The sequence below is a fragment of the Arthrobacter sp. 10T425 genome, from assembly GCF_056393985.1.
Window position 1 is genome coordinate 1 of record NZ_JBFTGZ010000066.1, and the last position, 499, is coordinate 499.

At 65.5% G+C, this 499-nt stretch carries 1 protein-coding gene; it reads left to right on the top strand.

The genetic code is table 11. The features are described from left to right. The coding region (locus AC1DDH_RS20540) for an integrase core domain-containing protein (protein ID WP_476956222.1) at window positions 1–499 on the top strand (499 nt) is incomplete at both ends.

Genomic DNA, 499 nt, shown 5'->3' on the forward strand with positions numbered 1-499 from the left:
CGGAACCGGGCAGGAACCCCGGACAAGGCGCGCAGCAGACACCGCGGGCCACTGATCGGGACCGCCTATGTCCACACCGTCATCGACGACCACTCCCGGGTCGCCTACGCAGAGATCCACGGCGATGAAACAGCGGCCACCGCAGTCGGGGTGCTCAGGCGTGCAGTGTCGTGGTTTGCCGCCCGCGGCGTCACCGTTGAGCGGGTCCTCTCCGACAACGGCTCGGCCTACAAATCGCACCTCTGGCGGGACACCTGCCGTGAAATGAACATCAAGGCCAAGAAGACCCGCCCCTACCGGCCGCAGACCAACGGCAAGATCGAACGCTTCCACCGCACCCTCGCCGACGGATGGGCCTTCAAGCGCTTCTACGCCACGGAATCAGCCCGCAGAAACGCCCTCCCGGCATGGCTGCACCACTACAATCACCATAGGCCCCACACCGCAATCGGAGGCCAGCCGCCCATCAGCCGCTTAACCAACCTCCCTGGGCAGTACA